The following is a 3,673-nucleotide window of genomic DNA, read 5'->3' as shown; positions in this document are numbered from 1 at the left end:
GTGTGTAGCATGATCCTGATTTTCTGAGAAATCAAGCATCTTCAATGATCACGGGGATAACTCTTTTTAGCCCAAGAAGGTAAGTTTTGAATGTGGTCTTCCCAATCGACAACATCAATTTCGTATACCACTTTGTTACGAACACTTTCACCTGCAGCATGCATCTCTGATTTAGAACCCGTAATCAATGGGTGCCACTCAGGAATCGGCTTAGATTCAGATAGAAGACGGTAAGCACAAGTATCTGGTAGCCAGTGAAACTCATCGATTTTGTCACGAGTCAGCTTCAAACACTCTTCACCTGAAGTGAATCGGTTCGGGTAATCTTTACACGAACATGTTTTGTCGTTTAACCAGCTACACGCCACATTAGTGTAGTAAACTTCATCGCTATCTTCATCCATTAGTTTATGTAGGCAACACTTACCACAACCGTCACACAGTGATTCCCACTCGTTCTCGGTCATTTGCTCTAGTGTCTTTTCTTGCCAAAATGGAATCGTCATAGGATTACTTCTTACTCTTTTACTGGGGTGCGTGTTATACCGCTAGCCGAATATAAGTTCAAGAATAAAATCAGCTAACGCTCTTTCGCTATGCGGTAGAACTTTCTAAATCCGTGAGTATTTGAATAGCTTCGCTTGTCGTAGCCCCACATACCCAGCTTTCAGCTTTAAAGTCAAAACAGACCTGAGGCCTCTCTTTTTTACCAAATAGTTTACATAGGTTATCAACAGTAAGCTGCTTACAACGCTCACCAGACTTCTTTCCATGAGGATGAAGGGGGAATGAAGATGTAATACTAGGCGCTGTACAGCAAGCACCACAATGAAGACGGCATTCCATAATTGGACCTTAAATAGAATCAAAGGAAAGAAGGTGGGCGATTCTATCCTAAAAATGAAATTGGCCAAGTGAAGTTATTTAATATGTACAAAAAAGCACCTTATAAAAGGTGCTTCCAATTCATCAAAGACAGAATCTACTTTAAAATATCATGTGGCTTTGAAGACAAAAATTGCGGTGTCATTTCTGCTAAAGCCGCTTTATAGCGAGTCGATGACAATAAATCTCTAGCATCTTGCACTGTGAATTTAGCCTTCTGTCCTTGATCAACAATAGGCCCAAGCGCCATAATATGTTGAGCGCTTGCTTTTAGCTTAGGAGAAGTAACAGAAACTGTTTTGTTATTCCCGTCTTTAAATGATGCAATCACTTTCTTTGTATGGCCAGGATCAACTTGGTCACAGTTTGTAATTGGTGGGTGCGTCATAACGCCTGTTGATGATAAAAGTTGAACTACAGGCTTACCTTCTGCTATCGCTTTGATTTGACAATAAGTTGGGCTTTCACCTATCAAATTGTTTGTATTGTTAAACATGTACATAGTCCAGTCACCTGCACCACTACCTTGATCAGCTTTGTCGACATCAACGCGAGTCCAGCTATCTACCGCACCACTAAAGTCTTTTTTGACGACTAAATTTTGTGTGTCCGAAACGGCGTAAACTTTTTTACCTCCAATTTCGTATTGACCCACGTAGTCTTGGTTAAACCAATTAAACCAACCTTTCGAATCAATATGCCTTCCACGGTAAGGGCCATCAAACTGGTGAAGACTTGAAAATTTAGTCTTCGTTATATGGACAGATTTACCGGTAAAGTCGAGATCTGTGACTTCATCTGTGATAAAAAACGGTTGTTCAGTAAAGCTAATTGATGTGTTCGGAGAAACACCTTTCGATGAGGAGATATTGTAATCTCGGTAAGCGATGACATCGTAAGTATCAACATCCGTACTATTGATTTGCGCCTTACCTTTTACTACCTTAACCGCTTCACCAATCCATTTTCCACCATGTTTATTAAAGTAGCCTAAACGAACTGTTTCATCACTAGAGCTTGCATCAACCTTATAAGTTAAGGTTTGAAAATAACCTTGACTGTATGAACGGAAGAATCGCAGTTCATCGCCTTTCTTCGCTAGTGCTAATGCAGCCTTTTCATACTTGTCCGCTGCACACTGTTCTCCGTTTTCCGCACTATATGCCAGAACAGTACCATTGCTATTGATGCGGCAAACATATTGACCAGATAAGGCTTTAGAGTTAACTCGGCTGAGCAAAGCAGTCGCGTCACTACTGCTGACGGAACTGTTTGTCGAGAATTCCCCCAATACAGTATTAAAAGGAACCAGTTGAGCTTGTGAAGCTGCAGGTAATTTAGCTACAGCATAATCTAGAGCTATAAAGTCTACTTTTGCTTTTTGTAAACTTCCTGCCGCATAATTTACCAATTCACGAGCTTGAAAATAACCTTCTAGATTTGGCGACGCATAAACAGAAGTACCAAGAGTGGCAAGGATAATACCTATAGATAATTTCTTCAAAACTTGACTCCTACTACTTCGCTTTAAAATTGCTTGGAGACTCAAATCCTTTACCATCAACGGATAGGAATTTGTAGCCTTTCAATGTTTGAATATCGGCATCACTTACGCCTATGTCCGTATTCAGTTTCTGAGCGCTAGAACCACCACTAGTGGCAGCGCTACCGCCACCGCTGTCACCACCTCCGCATGCAGTGAGTAATAATGTCGTTACTACTAAAATCGCTAACTTTTTCATGAATCGCAGGCTCCAATAAGAATTAATAATATCTTCAACCAGTTTTATTTATTGAACAACACAATAGATCGCACTTTAGTCAGTTTCTGGAGCTTGTCGTTAAACAGTTATGGCATTTCGTTTAAAAATCACTGCAATCTCTGTCGGCTATTTGCTACCCAAAACACTCCCTTTCTGTCGCTTATATGCCCAAGATTTCACAAACTTGCGAAATCTAAACTATCTTGTTGATACTGGTACAGATTAATAAGGATCGTTATGAATAGGTATATTGCAGAAATGTTTGGTACGTTTTGGTTGGTGTTAGGCGGTTGTGGTAGTGCCGTCTTAGCCGCGGCTTTCCCTGATGTGGGAATTGGTCTACTCGGAGTTTCCCTCGCTTTTGGTTTAACCGTTCTCACCATGGCTTTTGCTATTGGCCATATATCCGGCTGTCATCTCAACCCTGCTGTTACTATTGGACTGTGGAGCGGTGGTCGCTTTGATGCCAAAGATGTCGCACCTTATATTATTGCCCAAGTGATTGGCGGTATTATCGCAGGTGGCGTGTTATTTGTGATTGCTTCAGGCCAAGCTGGCTTTGATGCAGCTGCCTCTGGCTTTGCTTCCAATGGTTATGGTGAACACTCACCGGGCGGTTACTCGCTCACTGCGGCTCTCGTTTGTGAAGTGGTCATGACCATGGTGTTCCTATTCGTGATCATGGGCGCGACAGATTCGAAAGCACCTGCTGGATTTGCTCCTATCGCAATTGGTCTCTGTTTAACCTTAATCCACCTTATCAGTATCCCTGTAACGAATACCTCTGTTAACCCCGCTCGAAGTACCGGCGTGGCTGTATTTGTTGGTGATTGGGCTGTTTCGCAATTATGGCTATTCTGGATTGCACCGATTATTGGTGCCGTGATTGGCGCGATGATATACAAAGCGGTGAGAGGTTCAGATTAAGCTCAGAGAAGTGTTTTGGAATAGAAACCTTTGAGAACCATGTCTCGTCCTAAAATACGTTGACAGTTTTTCTACTAAGCCAACAGCGTCAGCTGTTG

The 3,673-nt window shown here is 41.9% G+C and carries 5 protein-coding genes; 1 reads left to right on the top strand and 4 read right to left on the bottom strand.

Annotation, left to right across the window (positions count from 1 at the left end):
- Positions 1 to 41: 41 nt before the first annotated feature.
- The 4 genes from AB6C75_RS23120 to AB6C75_RS23105 form a co-directional block, all read right to left on the bottom strand.
- On the bottom strand, positions 42 to 506 hold the full coding sequence (locus AB6C75_RS23120; protein WP_372101557.1) for a YcgN family cysteine cluster protein: 465 nt from the start codon (positions 504 to 506) through the stop codon (positions 42 to 44).
- 88 nt (positions 507 to 594) lie between these two features.
- A complete protein-coding gene (locus tag AB6C75_RS23115; protein WP_009848668.1) occupies positions 595 to 846 on the bottom strand; it encodes a hypothetical protein in 252 nt (83 codons plus the stop codon).
- A gap of 136 nt (positions 847 to 982) precedes the next feature.
- On the bottom strand, positions 983 to 2,389 hold the full coding sequence (locus AB6C75_RS23110) for a porin (RefSeq protein ID WP_372109437.1): 1,407 nt from the start codon (positions 2,387 to 2,389) through the stop codon (positions 983 to 985).
- A 13-nt stretch (positions 2,390 to 2,402) separates the two neighbouring features.
- A complete protein-coding gene (locus tag AB6C75_RS23105; protein WP_009848670.1) occupies positions 2,403 to 2,627 on the bottom strand; it encodes a hypothetical protein in 225 nt (74 codons plus the stop codon).
- A gap of 258 nt (positions 2,628 to 2,885) precedes the next feature.
- On the opposite strand from AB6C75_RS23105, the gene aqpZ reads away from it, so the two are divergent.
- On the top strand, positions 2,886 to 3,575 hold the full coding sequence (aqpZ, locus tag AB6C75_RS23100; protein ID WP_017099207.1) for an aquaporin Z: 690 nt from the start codon (positions 2,886 to 2,888) through the stop codon (positions 3,573 to 3,575).
- Positions 3,576 to 3,673 lie beyond the last annotated feature (98 nt).

The organism is Vibrio sp. 10N.237.312.B06 (assembly GCF_041464685.1).
Lineage (GTDB): Bacteria > Pseudomonadota > Gammaproteobacteria > Enterobacterales > Vibrionaceae > Vibrio > Vibrio tasmaniensis_A.
This window is presented reverse-complemented; position numbering and strand designations above follow the sequence as displayed.